This window comes from Herbaspirillum sp. GW821-FHT09A12, from assembly GCF_059418325.1.
The window spans coordinates 61,517-77,980 of sequence record NZ_JBWKPR010000013.1; the positions used below are offsets into that span (position 1 = coordinate 61,517).

14 protein-coding genes and 1 tRNA gene are annotated in these 16,464 nt (G+C 64.5%); 7 read left to right on the top strand and 8 right to left on the bottom strand.

What is annotated here, in order from left to right:
• Window positions 1–280: 280 nt before the first annotated feature.
• Together AC07N6_RS20690 and AC07N6_RS20695 are read right to left on the bottom strand one after the other, a co-directional pair.
• A tRNA-Asn gene (locus AC07N6_RS20690) sits at window positions 281–356 on the bottom strand.
• Window positions 357–557: 201 nt separating this feature from the next.
• The gene (locus AC07N6_RS20695; RefSeq protein WP_494782041.1) at window positions 558–1,775 is read right to left on the bottom strand and encodes an amino acid aminotransferase; all 1,218 of its coding nucleotides are present in this window, start codon (window positions 1,773–1,775) and stop codon (window positions 558–560) included.
• 333 nt (window positions 1,776–2,108) lie between these two features.
• On the opposite strand from AC07N6_RS20695, the gene uvrB reads away from it, so the two are divergent.
• On the top strand, window positions 2,109–4,190 hold the full coding sequence (uvrB, locus tag AC07N6_RS20700; protein WP_494782042.1) for an excinuclease ABC subunit UvrB: 2,082 nt from the start codon (window positions 2,109–2,111) through the stop codon (window positions 4,188–4,190).
• A 195-nt stretch (window positions 4,191–4,385) separates the two neighbouring features.
• Window positions 4,386–5,186 (top strand): uracil-DNA glycosylase family protein, encoded by an 801-nt coding sequence (locus AC07N6_RS20705; protein WP_494782043.1) that lies wholly within the window; start codon window positions 4,386–4,388, stop codon window positions 5,184–5,186.
• Window positions 5,187–5,231: 45 nt separating this feature from the next.
• Here the strand turns inward: AC07N6_RS20705 and AC07N6_RS20710 are convergent, their stop codons facing one another.
• Window positions 5,232–7,259, bottom strand: coding sequence for a methyl-accepting chemotaxis protein (locus tag AC07N6_RS20710; protein WP_494782044.1), 2,028 nt, complete (start codon window positions 7,257–7,259; stop codon window positions 5,232–5,234).
• A 546-nt stretch (window positions 7,260–7,805) separates the two neighbouring features.
• Entirely contained in the window at window positions 7,806–8,060 is a 255-nt protein-coding gene (locus AC07N6_RS20715) for a hypothetical protein (RefSeq protein ID WP_494782045.1), read from the bottom strand.
• Window positions 8,061–8,163: 103 nt separating this feature from the next.
• Here AC07N6_RS20715 and AC07N6_RS20720 point away from each other — a divergent pair, with 103 nt between their 5' ends.
• The gene (locus AC07N6_RS20720) at window positions 8,164–9,102 is read left to right on the top strand and encodes a LysR substrate-binding domain-containing protein (RefSeq protein ID WP_494782046.1); all 939 of its coding nucleotides are present in this window, start codon (window positions 8,164–8,166) and stop codon (window positions 9,100–9,102) included.
• A gap of 45 nt (window positions 9,103–9,147) precedes the next feature.
• On the opposite strand, the gene AC07N6_RS20725 is transcribed toward AC07N6_RS20720, so the two are convergent.
• The 4 genes from AC07N6_RS20725 to AC07N6_RS20740 form a co-directional block, all read right to left on the bottom strand.
• Window positions 9,148–9,465, bottom strand: a complete 318-nt coding sequence (locus tag AC07N6_RS20725) for a putative quinol monooxygenase (protein ID WP_494782047.1) — start codon at window positions 9,463–9,465, stop codon at window positions 9,148–9,150.
• 84 nt (window positions 9,466–9,549) lie between these two features.
• Complete coding sequence (locus tag AC07N6_RS20730) at window positions 9,550–10,491, bottom strand: metal ABC transporter substrate-binding protein (RefSeq protein WP_494782048.1); 942 nt, start codon at window positions 10,489–10,491, stop codon at window positions 9,550–9,552.
• A 30-nt stretch (window positions 10,492–10,521) separates the two neighbouring features.
• Entirely contained in the window at window positions 10,522–11,412 is an 891-nt protein-coding gene (locus AC07N6_RS20735) for a metal ABC transporter permease (protein WP_494782049.1), read from the bottom strand.
• Window positions 11,409–12,257: a metal ABC transporter ATP-binding protein gene (locus AC07N6_RS20740; protein ID WP_494782050.1), complete on the bottom strand. Its 849-nt coding sequence runs from the start codon at window positions 12,255–12,257 to the stop codon at window positions 11,409–11,411. Before AC07N6_RS20740 ends, AC07N6_RS20735 begins: the two co-directional genes overlap by 4 nt.
• A 370-nt stretch (window positions 12,258–12,627) precedes the next feature.
• Between AC07N6_RS20740 and AC07N6_RS20745 the strand changes: the two genes are divergently transcribed.
• The 4 genes from AC07N6_RS20745 to AC07N6_RS20760 all read left to right on the top strand — a co-directional run bounded on the left by AC07N6_RS20745 (window position 12,628) and on the right by AC07N6_RS20760 (window position 16,105).
• On the top strand, window positions 12,628–13,230 hold the full coding sequence (locus AC07N6_RS20745) for a DUF2796 domain-containing protein (RefSeq protein ID WP_494782051.1): 603 nt from the start codon (window positions 12,628–12,630) through the stop codon (window positions 13,228–13,230).
• A gap of 97 nt (window positions 13,231–13,327) precedes the next feature.
• Window positions 13,328–14,056: an ABC transporter ATP-binding protein gene (locus AC07N6_RS20750; protein ID WP_494782052.1), complete on the top strand. Its 729-nt coding sequence runs from the start codon at window positions 13,328–13,330 to the stop codon at window positions 14,054–14,056.
• Window positions 14,053–15,321: an ABC transporter permease gene (locus AC07N6_RS20755; protein WP_494782053.1), complete on the top strand. Its 1,269-nt coding sequence runs from the start codon at window positions 14,053–14,055 to the stop codon at window positions 15,319–15,321. The genes AC07N6_RS20750 and AC07N6_RS20755 overlap by 4 nt, the downstream gene beginning before the upstream one ends.
• A 13-nt stretch (window positions 15,322–15,334) precedes the next feature.
• On the top strand, window positions 15,335–16,105 hold the full coding sequence (locus AC07N6_RS20760) for a DUF3299 domain-containing protein (protein ID WP_494782054.1): 771 nt from the start codon (window positions 15,335–15,337) through the stop codon (window positions 16,103–16,105).
• The last annotated feature ends 359 nt before the right edge of the window (window positions 16,106–16,464 follow it).

The following is a 16,464-nucleotide window of genomic DNA, read 5'->3' on the forward strand; positions in this document are numbered from 1 at the left end:
CGACCTGGACTCGAACCAGGGACCTGCGGATTAACAGTCCGTCGCTCTACCGACTGAGCTATCAGGGAACAGCTGAGGGCGCGATTATGAACGAATTTTTCTTTCGCCGCCAGAGTGTGCAGAAGAAATTTTTTACATCATTCAACAAGCGCCGTTGCGCCGAAGTCCGGGCTTCGCCCATGCGCAACTGATGGCTTCATCCCGCCTGGAAACGTCGCCGCTCCGGATGACGGATGAATTGAAAAAGCCCCGCAGAAGACTGCGAGGCTTTTGAATTTTTTGGCTCCCCGACCTGGACTCGAACCAGGGACCTGCGGATTAACAGTCCGTCGCTCTACCGACTGAGCTATCAGGGAACAGCTGAGAAAAAGATTATGACCGGATTTTCAGTTCCTGTCAAAAACTTTTTTCAGCCGGGCCGCTTTTCCCCTATGAAACCGGGGGCAGCGGCGCCGGCAATCCCTTGTCTCAAGCTCTTGTCTCAATCCCTTGTCTCAAGCTCTTGTCTCAATCCCTTGTCTCAAGCTCTTGTCTCAAGCTCTTGCCTGCCAGACGACTCAGAGCACCTTGGCGATGGCATCCACCACTGCGTCGATGTTCTTGGTGTTGAGCGCGGCCACGCAGATGCGGCCGGTGTCGACGGCGTAGATCGAGAACTCGTTGCGCAGGCGGTCGACTTGCGCCTTGGTCAAGCCCGAGTACGAGAACATGCCGCGTTGCTTGATGACGAAATCGAAGTCATGGGCCGGGGCCTTTTCCTTCAGCTTGGCCACCAGCAGCTGGCGCATTTCACGGATGCGCACGCGCATTTCGGACAGTTCGTCTTCCCACAGCTTGCGCAGTTCGGGCGAGGCCAGCGCGGTGGCCACGACCTGGCCGCCGTGGATCGGCGGGTTGGAGTAGTTGGTACGCACCACGCGCTTCAATTGCGACAGCACGCGGGCCGCCTCTTCGGCGCTGGCCGCGGCGATCGACAGCGCGCCGACGCGCTCGCCGTACAGCGAGAACGACTTCGAGAACGAATTGGAGACGAACAGCGGGCCGCCGGCTTCGGCGAAGCGGCGCACTACCTTGCCGTCTTCTTCGATGCCGTCGCCAAAGCCCTGGTAGGCCATGTCCAGGAACGGCACCAGGCCGCGCGAAGTCACGACTTCGATGACCTGGGTCCACTGGTCGGCGGTCAGGTCGGCGCCGGTCGGGTTGTGGCAGCAGGCGTGCAACAGCACGACCGAGCCGGATTTCATGGTCTTCAGGGCATCCAGCATGCCGGCGAAGTTCACGCCGCGGGTGGCGGCGTCATAGTAAGGATAGGCATTGACCTTGAAACCGGCCATTTCGAACAGGGCGCGGTGGTTTTCCCAGCTCGGGTCGCTGATCCAGATTTCGGTGCCGGCCGGCGAGAAATGCTTCAGGAAGTCGGCGCCCAGCTTGAGCGCGCCGGTGCCGCCCAGGGCTTGCACGGTGATCGCGCGCTTTTCCGTCACCACGGCGCTGCCGGTGCCGAACACCAGCTCCTGCACGGCGCGGTCGTAGGTGGCCAGGCCGTCGATCGGCAGGTAGGTACGCGGGGCCAGCTTGGCCGCCAGTTCCGCTTCCGCCTTCTTCACGCATTCCAGCAGCGGCACCTTGCCGTTGTCGTCGTAATAGACGCCCACGCCCAGGTTGGTCTTGGCCGGGTTCTTATCGGCGTTGTAGGCTTCGGTGACGCCCAGGATGGGGTCGCGCGGCGCCATTTCGATGGCGGAAAACAGGGAGGCGGAGACAGGTGCGTTCATCGTGATAACATGAAAAGTTAGCTGCAACGGAGCGCTGCAGGAGTGGATGGATGCATGGCCTAGGCTGCCAGCCCTGCACCGATTTGCAACATCGCATTCTAGCAAATCCCGATGCCTAATCACAGATACAGGCAGGTGTAAAACCAGGCTGAATCTGCATGCCTCCATGCAGAAATGACATATCCGCCGCTGTTTCGCCTTGAAGACGGTGCCGCCGCCTGCATCTGTGATGCATTTACGCGTCCGGTATTTCCGGCCTGCAACGCCCTCTTTTCAGGCATGCAGCCGCACCGGAAGCAGGCAAACCTCAACCGAAGCGGGTTACCGACCACCATGGCTGAACTGACAACGATTACCCCCGAGCTCGACGACAGCAAGTTCGTCACCTTCCCCGATTCGCCCTACAAGCTCTACCAGGTGTTCCCGCCGGCCGGCGACCAGCCCGCCGCGATCGAGAAGCTGGTCGAAGGCGTCAACGACGGCCTGTTCTTCCAGACCCTGCTGGGCGTGACCGGCTCCGGCAAGACCTACACCATGGCCAACGCCATCGCCCGCCTGGGCCGGCCGGCCATCGTGTTCGCCCCCAACAAGACGCTGGCGGCGCAGCTCTATAGCGAGTTCCGCGAGTTCTTCCCGCACAACGCGGTGGAATACTTCGTCAGCTACTACGATTATTACCAGCCGGAAGCCTACGTGCCGCAGCGCGACCTGTTCATCGAGAAGGATTCCTCGATCAACGAGCACATCGAACAGATGCGCCTGTCCTGCACCAAGTCGCTGATGGAACGGCGCGACGTAGTGATCGTGGCGACCGTCTCGGCCATCTACGGTATCGGCAACCCCAGCGAATACCACCAGATGATCCTGACCCTGCGCGCCAGGGACAAGGTGGCCCAGCGCGACGTCATCGCGCGCCTGATCCAGATGCAGTACAAGCGCAACGAGACCGACTTCGGTCGCGGCACCTTCCGCGTGCGCGGCGACACCATCGACGTGTTCCCGGCCGAACACGCCGAGCTGGCGGTGCGCATCGAGATGTTCGACGACGAGATCGACAGCCTGCAGCTGTTCGACCCGCTCACCGGCCGGGTGCGCCAGAAGATCCCGCGCTTCACCATCTACCCCGGCTCGCACTATGTGACGCCGCGCTCGACCGTGCTGCGCGCCATCGAGACCATCAAGGACGAGCTGCGCGAGCGGCTGGAATTCTTCCGCAAGGAAAACAAGCTGATCGAGGAGCAGCGGCTGGAGCAGCGCACCCGCTTCGACCTCGAGATGATGACCGAGATCGGCTTCACCAAGGGCATCGAGAACTACTCGCGCCACCTCTCCGGCGGCCAGCCGGGCGACCCGCCGCCGACGCTGGTGGACTACCTGCCGCCGGACGCGCTGATGTTCCTGGACGAGTCGCACGTGCTGATCGGCCAGTTGAACGGCATGTACAACGGCGACCGCGCGCGCAAGGTGAACCTGGTGGACTACGGCTTCCGCCTGCCTTCGGCGCTGGATAACCGGCCGCTGAAGTTCGACGAATTCGAAAAGAAGATGCGCCAGACGGTGTTCGTCTCCGCCACCCCGGCCGACTACGAAAACGGCCGCGCCGACCAGGTGGTCGAGCAGGTGGTGCGCCCGACCGGCCTGGTCGACCCGATCATCGCCGTGCGCCCCGCCACCACCCAGGTCGACGACCTGATGCAGGAAATCACCGATCGCGTGGCCAAGGACGAGCGCGTGCTGGTGACCACGCTGACCAAGCGCATGGCCGAGCAGCTGACCGAATTCCTGTCCGACAACGGCATCAAGGTGCGCTACCTGCACAGCGACATCGACACCGTGGAACGCGTGGAAATCATCCGCGACCTGCGCCTGGGCACCTTCGATGTCCTGGTCGGCATCAACCTGCTGCGCGAGGGCCTGGACATTCCGGAAGTCTCGCTGGTGGCGATCCTGGATGCCGACAAGGAAGGCTTCCTGCGCTCCGAGCGCAGCCTGATCCAGACCATCGGCCGCGCCGCCCGCAACCTCAACGGCATGGCCATCCTGTACGGCGACAAGGTCACCGACTCGATGCACAAGGCGATCGGCGAAACCGAACGCCGCCGCGCCAGGCAGGTGGCCTTCAACGAGGCCAACGGCATCACGCCGACCGGCATCAAGAAAGAGATCCGCGAACTGATCGACGGCGTGTTCAACCCGTCCGAGGCGCGCGCCGAACTGATGGTGGCGCAAGAGCAGAAGAACTACGAAGCCATGAGCGAGAAGCAGATCAGCAAGGAGATCAAGCGCCTGGAAAAGCAGATGCAGGAGCACGCCAAGAACCTCGAGTTCGAAAAGGCGGCGGCGGCGCGCGACCAGTTGCACCTGCTCAAGCAGCAGTTGTTCGGCGCGCCGGGGAGCGATACGGCGGCGGCTTGACGCCACCGACAGCGAACCTTCGATACGCCCTTCGGGCTACTCAGTCCGAACGGCATTTCGAATGCAAGGCTTGCCGGATTGGCTACCGTTCGTCCTGAGTAGCGCCGCAGGCGCGTATCGAAGGCGCGCTGCCGAAGGCGGTATAAAATGCCGCCACTTTCCCGAACCGGCCGCCTACATCACAACAAAAGATCCATGACCGCTCCCTCCTCCGCCCTGCCCGCCGACCTGCTGGATCTGATCCAGACCGCCGATCCCTCCTGGCACGCCGCGCTGCGCGAGGGGCTGGAGGCGATCGCCCAGGCCGATCCTGCCTATCTCGGCGCGCTGGCGCAAGACCACTACCTGCCCACCGAAGGCCGTATCTTCGCCGCCTTCAGGCAGCCCATGGATCAAGTGAACTATGTGCTGGTCGGCGAAGGCCCCTACCCGCGCGCGGCCAGCGCCACCGGGGTGTGCTTCATGGATGGCGCGGTCGGTTCGCTCTGGTCGGACAAGGGCTTGTCCAAGCAGGTCAACCGCGCCACTTCCTTGCGCAATTTCATGAAGATGCTGCTGGTGGCCGACGGCGCGCTGCAAGCCGGCAATACCAGCGGCGACGCGCTGGCGGGCATTGCCGCCAAGGCGCAAGCCGATGCGCAAGGCACGATCCAGACCCTGGCCGACCTGCAAACCAACCTGGAAGCGCAAGGTTTCCTGCTGCTCAACGCCAGCCTGGTGTTCCGCGAACATGTGGCGCCGGTCAAGGATGCCCGTGCCTGGAAGCCTTTCTTCGACACCGTGCTGCGCGCCCTGGCCGAACATGCCGCGGCGCGCGGCGCCGCGCTGCCGACGCTGGTGCTGTGGGGCAAGATCGCCGAGCAGTTGCACAGCCTGCCGCTGGCCGCAGCCTTCCCGCGCGCGGTGGCGGAACATCCCTACAACCTGAGCTTCATCGAACACGGCGGCATGCAGCAATTGTTTGGCGGCATGCGCCTGCTGGCGCGGCGCGCCTGAGCGTACTGGCAACGGCGCGCCAGCCGCCGCGGTCGCGCCGGGATGTCAAAACTCTTCCCACTCGCCGCCTTCCTCCGACTTGGACTTGGGCTTGGCCGGCGCCGCAGCGACCCGAGGGGTGGCCGCCTTGGTCGAAGGCAAGGCCGCAGCAGCAGTAGCAGCAGTAGCAACCGGTTTGGCGATGGCCGGCTTCTTCGGCCCCGCCGCCGCAACCGCAGCCTGGGGTGTGACCGAACGCGCCAGCGCCGCCGCACGCGGCAAGGGGATGGCCGCGGTCGGCAGATGCCCCTCGTCCAGCTTGAATCCACCTACCACATCGGCCAGATGCGCCGCCTGCTCCTGCAACGACTGGGCGGCGGCGGCGGCCTGCTCCACCAGCGCCGCATTTTGCTGGGTGGCCTCGTCCATCTGCGTGACGGCGCGGCCTATCTCGGCGATCCCGGAACTCTGTTCCTGGCTGGCGGCGCTGATCTCGCCGACGATATCGGTCACCCGGCGCACGCTGGCCACCACTTCGGTCATGGTGCTGCCGGCCTGGTGCACCAGGGTGCTGCCGACTTCCACCTTGTGCACGGAATCGTCGATCAGCCCCTTGATTTCCTTGGCGGCGGTGGCGCTGCGCTGGGCCAGCGAACGCACTTCGGAGGCCACCACCGCGAAACCGCGCCCCTGCTCGCCGGCGCGCGCGGCTTCCACCGCGGCATTCAACGCCAGGATGTTGGTCTGGAAAGCGATGCCGTCGATCACGCTGATGATGTCCACGATCTTGCGCGAGGAGTCGTTGATCGAACTCATGGTGTCGACCACTTGCCCCACCACTTCCCCGCCCTGCACCGCCACTTCCGAGGCCGACACCGCCAGCTGGTTGGCCTGGCGCGCGTTATCGGCGTTCTGCTTGACGGTGGAGGTCAGCTCCTCCATCGCCGAAGCGGTCTCCTCCAGCGAACCGGCCTGCTGCTCGGTGCGGCCGGAAAGATCGAGGTTGCCGGAGGCGATCTCGCCGGACGATGTTTTCACCGATTCGCTGGCGCGGCGGATTTCCAGCAGGGTTTTGGAGATCTTGTCGGCAAAGCGATTGAAGGCGCCCGAGATCTGCGACAGTTCGTCGCGCCCTTGCGCATCCAGGCGGCGCGTCAGGTCGCCTTCGCCGGATGCGATGTCTTCCATCACATCGCGCACCACGCCCAGCCGGCGCAACATGCCGGTGATGGTCAGCGTCAGCAGCAGCGCCGCCACCGCGATGGCCAGCACCGCCAGCACGAGCGACATGGTCATCAGCGCGCGGATCGATTGGGTGGCCTCGACGTAATCGAGCGCCACTGCCAGCGACCAGTCGGTGCCCTCGATGGGCCGCACGAACAGCAGGTAGCGGGCGCCGCCGATGCTGACCTCATTGCCTTGGCCCATGGACGCCAGCGATTGCGCGCTCAGGCTCTGGTCGAGCGCGGATACCGGCTTGAGCGCCAGTTCCTTGTTGGGATGGGTGACGATCATGCCGTCCTTGCCGACGATGAAGGCGAAACTGTCCGGCGTGGGCTTGATGCTGGCGACATTGCGCACCACGTTGTCGAGCTGCACATCGGAGGCGACCACCGCCTGCACATTGTCCTTGCCGCCCACGGCTTCGGCAAAGGTCACCACCAGCTTGCCGGTAGTGGCATCCACATACGGCGCGGTCAGCACCGGCTTGCCGGCGTTCACCGCCTGCTGGTACCAGGGCCGGACAGTCGGGTCGTAGCCGGGCGGCATGGGATGCAGCGCCAGCATGCGCTTGTCGGGGTAACCGATGAAGGCATCGTCGAAGGCGCCCGCTTCCATCGCCGCGGCGACGATGGGCAGCACGTCGCTCTGCTTGAGCGCCTGTTTCATGGAAGCGGTGATGGTGCGCTTGTTGCGCACCCATTCGGAGATATTGGCCGCGTGGCTGTCGGTCAATCGGGCGGTCTGGGCCTGCAGCGCCGCCAGGGTATCGCGCCGCACGGTAAGGACGTTGGCGGCGCAGAGGACGATCATGGCCACCGCCACGATCAGGACACAGATCACGATCAAACGTGTGCGTAACGACGACAGCATGGTTTTCCCCTTGAATGGCGATGCAAGACAATGGAACCAATGGAACATCAGATGTTGTAGTCGACGCCTGTGCGTGGCTGTCGCAGTCATGGCTGGCGAACCATGCGGCAACGTTGCGCGATTCCCCTCGGCAACATCGGCGCGCACGGCAATCCTTCCCTGCGAATCAATATAGCAGCGGCTTATTTCAATGTCATGGCGAACCGAGGATGCGTCGCAACAACGGCGACGCGACGATGCGACGATGCGTCGCTATGGCAATACGGCAATGCGGGCAGCAGAAACGACAAACCCCGCGTCAGCGGGGTCATGGCGGGGATGTGCGTACAGCTTCAAGGGCTGCTTGCGCCTGGCATCTGCAGGTCTGGACGGGACATCGATCCTGTCCGTCCGCGGCTCCGGCCATCGGAAGATGTGGAGCCGGTCTCTTTTCTATGGTGTCGCGACTGGCCGCGTCCGACAACTTGCAGCATGTGGTTTCATGCCTGGCTTGCCGGCCTCGACGGCGCGGCGGTACTCCGGTACTTCCTGTCCTGCGCGTTTGCCTCAGATCTGCGATTGCAGCTTCCATACGGCTTGCAGGTGGCCGTTTTCCAGTTGACGCAGGCGATTTTCCAGCTCGACATGGTCTGTCACGCCGTCGAAATAGGCCGCGTCGTGCAGTTCGGAGGCATCGTTGCGCACCGGTTGCAGGGCGTGGGCGGCGATGACGCGCTGGGCGGCGAACTTGGCCAGCTCGACCAGGGCGCGCAAATTGTTAGAAAAACCGGCATCTTTTACAAATATACTAACGGTAGACATGATCTTCACTCACTGTTAAACGTTTCGGTAGTTGAAGAATAGGATCGGCCCCGGCTTTTTCAAAGCAACATTTTCCGACACCAATATAAGTTTTTCTAACATCATGCCCTCCTCCCTGCCTCCACTGAAAACCCTCAAAGTGTTCGAAGCGGCAGTCCGGACGCGGAGCCTGACGCTGGCGGCGCAGGAGCTTTTCATCACCCACAGCGCGGTCAGCCAGCAGATCAAGACCCTGGAAGAATACTTTGGCCAACCGTTGTTTTTACGCCAGTCGCGTGGCGTGGAGCCAACAGAGGCGGCGCTGGCCTTCTATGGCGAGGTCAAGGCCAGCCTGGATCGCATCGCGCTGGCGGCCGAACAATTGACGCTGGCCGGCAAGAGCCGCGTGGTGCGCCTGATCGCCGCGCCCTCGGTGGCGATGCGCTGGCTGATCCCGCGCCTGTCGCAGTTCCAGATCGACAACCCGCGCATCGAAGTGCGCGTGACCACCACCATGTCGGAGTACTTCGAAGATGTGAAGGATCCGTTCGACGTGATCCTGTGGCGCAGCCCGCTGGAGCGCAGCGGCTATGAATGCGTGCGTTTCCTGGACGATGTCTCGGCGCCGCTGGCCTCGCCGCACTTCCTGGAGCTGCATCCGATCAAGGCCCCGCGCGACCTGGTGGAAGTGTCGCTGATCCACCTCTCCAGCCGCTCGCTGGCCTGGTCGCAATGGTTGAGCAAGGCCGGCGTGGCGGTTCGCAAGAAAATGCCGGGCACCGTCTACGAGCACTTCTTCCTCAGCCTGCAGGCCGCCGCCACCGACCTAGGCGTGGCCATGGGCACGCTGGCCCTGGTCGACGACGACCTGGCGCATGGGCGCCTGGTGCAACTGTTTCCGGAAGTGGTGCTGCATGGGGAGGGGTTCCACATGATGTACCGCAGCGCCGCCGATGCCAACCCGGCGCTCAAGACCTTCATCACATGGCTGATGCAGATGGGGCAGGCTTCCGCGTTCGACCCGCTGCGCACGCATCCGGCGGATTTCCCCGGCGAGCATTGAGGCCCCGGGCCCCGGCTTGCGCCAGGACCGCCGGAGCAGCATCGATCAGTCGACCGATTTCAGCACATGCACCGCGCGCGCGGCGATCAGGTCCTTGGACTTTTCGCGATAGTCGATCATGTGCGGCAGCGTGAAATGCAGGCGCAGCGCATCTTCGCTGGCCCACTTTTCCACGAAGGCGAAAGTGTCGGGCCCCAGCGGCGCCTGGTTGGGGCCGAAGCCATCCACATCGACCGTCAGGCCGTATTCGATGCAACCGGCTTCGGCGCGCACGGCGGCGAGGTTGGCGCGGGCGATCTTCAGCAGCTCTTCGCGCTTGCCGGGCTTGGCGGTGATGATGGCCACGACGGTGATGGTGCTCATGCTTGTCTTCTCCTGATTGGATTTAAATAGGGACAACAAGCATACGCGATTCAGGGCAACGTTGACCAAGCCCCCCCTCCGCGCTCAGTTCAGCCGGATCTTGTCCAGCAATTGAGCGATGTTGTAGCGCATCAGCGCCAGATAATCCGATGCCGGCCCGCCGGCCTTGGACAAGGCATCCGCATACAGCTTGCCGCCGGGCGTGACGCCCGCTTCGCGCGCGATCTGCTGCAGCAGCTTCGGATTGCTCATGTTTTCGAAGAACAAGGCCTTGATCTTCTGGGTGCGGATCTGGCGGATCAGCGCCGCCACTTCCTTCGCGCTGGGCTCGCTATCGGTGGACACGCCCTGCGCGGCCAGGAAGCGTACCTTATAATGCGCGCCGAAGTATTCGAAGGCATCGTGCGAGGTGATCACGCGGCGCTTGGCGTCAGGGATCTGCGCAAACTGCTGGATGGCCCAGCGGTCCAGCTCCTGCAGCTTGCCGACATAGGCCTCGCCGTTCTTGCGGTAAGTGTCGGCGCCGGCCGGGTCCAGCCTGGCCAGCGCGGCGGCGATGTTGCGCGTGTAGACGATCACGTTCTGCGGATCCTGCCAGGCGTGCGGGTCGTCCTTGCCATGGTGGTGCTGCGCGTCGTGGTCATTGTGGTCATGCTCATCGTGCTCATCATCGCCCACCCGCTCGCGTGCATTGATGCCGGCCGAAGCGATGACAATGCTGCCGCGGTAATTGGCCGACTGCGCCAGGCGTTCGATCCAGCCCTCGAAGCCCAGCCCGTTGACCACCACCAGCCTGGCGCGCGACACCGACTTGATGTCGTCCGGGGCCGGCTGGAACACGTGGGCGTCCTCATCCGGGCCGACCAGGGTGGTGACGGCGATACGGTCGCCGCCGACATTGGCGACGATATCGCCCAGGATGCTGAAACTGGCCACCACGGGAATACGCTCGGCGGCGCTTGCCGGCAGGCTCGCCGCCAACGCCAGCGCGGCCAGCAACACAGAAAAAGGACGAAGGAAGTTCATACGGACTCCGGGAACAAGCGAAGGAAAGATTCAGCCCCGCAGGTGCGGGCGCTTCAGCAGGCGCGGCAACCAGCCGCGCGGCGCAAACAACAGCGAGAGCGCGTACAGGACGCCGGCGCAAACGATGATCACCGGGCCGGACGGCACCGAGGCGTAATACGAAATCAGCAGCCCGGCATAGCCGGCCACGGCGGCCTGCAGCACGCTGTTGCACAGCTGGGCCGGCAAGGTGTCGTGCCACAGCCGCGCCGACACCGCCGGCAGCATCATCAGGCCGACCGCCATCAGCGTGCCCAGGGTCTGGAACGAAGCCACCAGGTTCAGCACCACCAGCATCAGGAATGCCTGCTGGTACACCTCCCCGCCGCAGCCATTGCCGCGCCCGACCGACATGAAGCCGGGGTCGAAACTCTCCAGCAGCAGGCCGCGGTAGAGGGCGGCGATCAGCAGCACGCTGGCGCTGGCGACGCCGGCGATCAGCAGCAGGCCTTCGCTGTCCACGCCCAGCACGTTGCCGAACAGGATGTGCAGCAGGTCGAGCTGGGTGCCGTGGCGCGAGATCAGGATCACGCCCAGCGCCAGCGCCACCACGTAGATGGCGGCCAGGCTGGCGTCTTCCTTGATCTCGGTATGGCGGCTGATCCAGCCGGCCACCGCCACCACCAGCACACCGGCGGCGAAGCCGCCGATCGACAGCGCCGGCAACGACAGGCCGAAGAAGATGAAGCCCACCGCCACGCCCGGCAACACCGCGTGGCTCAACGCCTCGCCGAACAGGCTCATGCGGCGCAGCGTCAGCAGCACGCCCAGCGGCGCGCTGCCCAGCGCCAGCGCGAATGCCGCCACCAGCGCGCGGCGCATGAAGGAGAATTCCTGGAAAGGTTCAATCGCGAATTGATGGAAAGCCGACCACAACGTCATTGCAGGCCGCCCTTCCCGGCCGCGCCATGCTCATGATGATGGCCGGGATGGCTGCCATGATCATGCACATGCGCGCGCGAAGAGGACAAGGACAGGGCCCGCAGGTCATCCTCCCTGACTTCGCACACCGGCGCGTATTCATCCACCGCCTCGGCCATGGCGCGGGCGCGCATCAGGTTGTCGTCGCACAGCACCTCGGCGGTGTCGCCCCAGGCCACCACGTTACGCGCCAGCAGCAGCGTCTGCGGGAAGGAGCGCCGCACCTGGTCGTAGTCGTGCAGCACCGCGATCACCGTGCGCTGCTCCGCATGCCAGGCGGCAATGATGCGCAGCAAATCGCTGGTGGTGCGGGTGTCGATGGCGTTGAACGGTTCATCCAGCAGGATCACCTCGGCGTCCTGCAGCAGGATGCGGGCGAACAACACACGCTGGAATTGCCCGACCGACAGGCTGGAAACGGCGCGGGACGAGAAACCGTCCAGCCCCACCGCCGCCAGCGCCTGGCGCGCGCGCGCCGCCATGCCGGCGTCGATGCCGCGCCAGTTGCCCTTGCCCGGCCAATAGCCCAGCAACACGCAATCCAGCACCGAAATCGGAAAGCTGCGATCGATCTCGGCCTGCTGCGGCAGGTAGGCGATACGGCGCGTATCCACATGCGTGACCACCCGGCCGCCGTTGCAGCGGACCAGGCCCAGCATGCTTTTGAGCAAGGTGCTCTTGCCGGCGCCGTTGGGCCCCACCACCGCGGTCAGCGAACCGCGGGCGAAAGCGCCGTTGACGTGATGCAGGGCAGGATGCCGCCGGTAGCTGACGGTCAGGTTTTCCAGTGAAATGACGGCAGACATGTCAACCCTCCCCCAGCGCCCACAGCACGCCCAGCCACAACAGCAGGCAGACGGGCAGCACCGCCAGCACGCGCTGCCACCAAGGGCTGGCGAGCACGCCTTGCTTCATCAACAAACGAGAAAGAACCGACACGGCAGATAACCTGACTAAATAAGCAAGAAGGATTGCAAATGGCGGCATCGCCGGAAGACGCGGAAAACGTGGCGCCAGAGCGATCGCAACCGAGTTGCAAAGAATAGGAAAGCACGAATTATAATGCAACCCTGTTGCAGAATGTAACAAGACTGAATTTTTCTGCCGCGCAGGCCCAAAATGCTGGACTCAACCGACGCCGTCCCCAAACGCTCCCCTATCAACGAAAGCCGATCCATGTCCCGACAGCCCTTCGCCTTTTCCGCTATCGCAACCTCGCTGATCGCAGCCTCACTGCTGAGCTTGCCGTCCTTCGCGGCCGACAGCGCCGACCATCATGGCAACCATCCTGCCCACGAGCACGGCGTGGGCAAGCTGGATGTGGCGCTGGAAGGCAATACCCTGACGCTGCACCTGGATACGCCGCTGATCAACCTGGTCGGCTTCGAACACGCCGCCACCTCCGCCCGCGACAAGGAAACCGTGCAGGCAATGGCCAAGGCGCTGCGCGACGCCGGCCGCATGTTCGCCACCGACGCCGCCGCGCAATGCAAACCGGCCGAGATCCAGCTTGAATCGGCCGTGCTGGCGCCCGCCCTGCTGGGTGAAAAAGCGGCATCGGGCGCCGCCCAGGCGACTGCACCCAATGACGGCCATGCCGACCTCGATGGCGACTTCACGCTAGTCTGCGCCAGCCCCGGCGCGCTCAACACGGTGGATGCCAGCGGCCTGTTGCGCGCCTTCCCCGGCTTCCAGCGCATCGACGTCCAGCTGGCCACGCCCAAGAAACAGGCCGCTTTCCAACTGGCGCCGGGCAACGCCATCATTCCCCTCAACTGATCTGGAATCAAGTCAGGCCGTTGACAGCAGGCAGGCGTATCATCGCGCCAGCCCTTCCAGGCCTTATCCGCGCCCGTTTCCCCGATACACCGCTGACATGAACCCGTCGCAACCTGCCCCGCCCGCCATCCACTTGCGCAACCTCGGCTTCACCTGGCCCGGCCAGCCGCATCCCGCACTGGCGCTGGACGAATTGCGGGTGGAGGCGCGCGAGCACATCTTCGTCAGCGGCCCCAGCGGCAGCGGCAAAAGCACATTGCTGGCCACCATCGGCGGCATCATCGCGCCGCAGGCCGGCAGCGTGGAAGTGCTGGGGCAAGCCTTGCAAGGCTTGGCCGCCGCACGGCGCGACCGTTTCCGGGTGGACCATATCGGCTTCATCTTCCAGCAATTCAACCTGCTGCCTTATCTGTCCGTCACCGACAACGTGCTGCTGCCCTGCCAGTTCTCGTCCTACCGCAAGGGCCGCGCCTTGCTGCAAGGGGGCAGCTTGCGGGAGGCGGCGCACTCGCTGCTGGCATCGCTGGACCTGGCGCCCGCATTGTGGGCGCGCCCGGTCACCCAGTTGTCGATCGGCCAGCAGCAGCGCGTGGCGGCGGCGCGCGCACTGATCGGCCGGCCCGAGATCATCGTCGCCGACGAGCCGACCTCGGCGCTGGACAGCGACCGCCAGCAAGCCTTCCTCGACCTGCTGCAGCGCGAATGCGCCCACGGCGGCGCGGCGCTGGTGTTCGTCAGCCACGACCAGCGCCTGGCTGAACGCTTCCACCGGCGCATCGCGCTGGAACAGGTCAACCGTGCCGCCAGCATCGAGGAGTCGGCATGAGGACACTGCTGCGCCTGGCCGCGAAAAGCGCATGGAACCGCCGTTTCACGCTGGGCCTGATGCTGCTGGCCATCGCCCTTTCCACCACCATGCTGCTGGGCATCGAACGCGTGCGCCATGACGTGCGCGCCGGATTCTCGCAATCGGTGTCCGGCACCGATCTGGTGGTCGGCGCACGCACCAGCCCCATCCAGCTGATGCTGTATGCGATCTTCCGCATCGGCGGCGCCACCAACAACATGGGCTGGGACAGCGCCCAGGCGCTGGCGCGCAATCCGGCCGTGGCCTGGACCATCCCGATTTCGCTGGGCGACTCGCACCGCGGTTTCCCGGTACTGGCCACCAATGACGACTACTTCCGGCACTTCCATTACGGCGCCGGGAAGGCGCTGCAACTGGCGCAGGGCCGGCCTTTCGCCGACGTGTTCGAGACCGTGCTCGGGGCCGAAGTCGCCGACCGGCTGCATTACAAACTTGGCGACCGCATCGTGCTGGCGCACGGCATCGGCAGCGCCCACCTGGCCCAGCACGCCGACAAACCCTTCGTGGTCACCGGCATCCTGGCGCGCACCGGCACGCCGGTAGACCGTACCGTGCACATCGGCCTGGACGCGATGGAAGCCATCCATCTCGACTGGGAAGGCGGCGCCCCGCTGCCCGGCCTGCACATCGCGCCGGCGCTGGTCAAGAAATTCGACCTCACCCCCAAGAGCATCACCGCCGTGCTGGTCGGCCTGAAAAGCCGTGCGCGCGTATTCGCCGTGCAGCGCGACATCGCCGACGGCGAAGGCTTCAAGGAACCGCTGATGGCCGTGCTGCCCGGCGTCGCGCTGGACCAGTTGTGGGACGTGGTCGGCATCGGCGAAAACGCGCTGCTGGTGGTGTCCGGCATGGTGGTGGTGGTCGGGCTGGCCGGGCTGGTGGCCGCCATCCTGGCCAGCCTGGGCGAGCGCCGCCGCGAGCTGGCCATCCTGCGCTCGGTCGGCGCGCGCCCCTGGGACGTCTTTATCCTGCTCTCCATCGAAGGCCTGGGCGTGATGCTGGCCGGGGTGGTGTCGGGCGTATTGCTGCTCACCGTCCTGCTGCTGGCGCTGGGGCCGACGCTGGCGGCGCAGTTCGGCATCGCGCTGCAACCTGCATGGCCGTCCGCAGGCGAATTACAATTGCTGCTCTGGACGGTTGCCGCCGGTTTCGCGGCCAGCCTGCTGCCGGGCCTGCGCGCCTACAGGCTCAGCCTGTCCGACGGCCTGACGCCAAGAATCTGAACCTGCCATCGACATGAAAACTCTCTATTGGATAGGCGGCATCGCCGCCGCCGGCTTGCTGATCGGCACCGGCGTACGCCTGGCAGCGCATTCCGGCAACGCCTCCTCGACCCCGCTTGCTGCCGCCGCGACAATAGCGCCAACCGCAGGCGCCCCGCTGGCCGGCGCGGTACCCGCCGTCACCGCACGCGCCGACGCCGGCAGCACGGTCGCCGGCGTTGCCGCCGCATCCAACGGCCAGTACCAGGTCGGCGACCACCTCCAGCAAAGCGCCAGCGTCACCGACCAGCCCTACCAAGCCTCCGGCAAGGTGGTCGGCGGCTACCGCGAGATTGCCTGGGAAAGCCTGATTCCCAAGGACTGGGATGCCATGGCGCCGTTCAAGGGCCTCAAGCTGGATCAGCTGGACGACAACGACCCGCGCGCCGACGCCGCACTGTGGAAAGCCAAGAAGTACTGGAAGGACGCGCCGGTCGACCCGTCGATGGAAGGCGCGGCGGTACGCCTGCCCGGCTTCGTCGTGTCGCTCGACCGCGAAGGCGAGGCGCTCAAGGAATTCCTGCTAGTGCCCTACTTCGGCGCCTGCATCCACGTGCCGCCGCCGCCGGCCAACCAGATCATCCACGTCAAGAGCAGCAAGGCCATCAAGAACGTGCACACCATGGATGCGGTGTGGATCAGCGGCGTGGTCAAGGTCGAGCGCTCCGACTCGTCCATGGGCGCCGCCGGCTACAGCATGACGGCCGTCAAGGTCGAGCCATATACCGCGCCCGATAACGGCTGAGCCGGTACTCCGCGCTCCCTCCGCCTTTCATTGCCACTTAGAGCGGCTCTTATTCACAGATTTTTGGTAAAACCTGTGGATATGGACACGACTTATCCCCACTGCCTGAGCAATGCAGGGAGCTTGTGCACAAGTCTCCTGTTTATCCACACATTTTGGTAGCAAGCCTGTGGAAAACCCTTGAGCAAGCGAACTAAGCCATTGATCGAGAAGGGATTTCCATTTCCGTAGCAAAGTGCGGCAAAACGGCGGCCATCGCGTCCATCCGGGCAAGATCCGGGCAAAATGACGCACCTCATCCGCTGCGGGAAAAAGATATCCACACTTTTTGGGAGTAAGCCTGTGGAAAAGATTTTGAC